Origin of the sequence: uncultured Vibrio sp. (genome assembly GCF_947488985.1) — a bacterium.
Lineage (GTDB): Bacteria > Pseudomonadota > Gammaproteobacteria > Enterobacterales > Vibrionaceae > Vibrio.
Genome location: NZ_CANLBV010000416.1, coordinates 1 through 217, shown reverse-complemented (window position 1 = coordinate 217; position 217 = coordinate 1). Strand labels below are relative to the sequence as shown.

Sequence of the window (217 nt, the reverse complement as noted above, 5' to 3'; positions counted from 1 at the left end):
TGGATCTGTGGCATTCCCGAGTGTCGTAAGCACCATCTCCAGAGATTTCTTTAATGGTGCGACGAGTTTGCTTGAGTGCATATTTCGGAGCATTCCGATCAGTCATTTCCCCCGAGCGATCGCAATCACCGAAATACGCACCAGCTTAAATATCGAGTTAATAAAGCCTTGAAGTGCCCTTAAAGGTAAAGAAAAGAGGCGTTTTATCATGAGGGCT

Annotated in this window: 1 pseudogene; it reads right to left on the bottom strand. The window is 45.6% G+C overall.

Annotation, left to right across the window (positions count from 1 at the left end):
• Nucleotides 1-217 (bottom strand): annotated as a pseudogene (locus Q1A70_RS20820) (transposase); the annotation flags it as partial.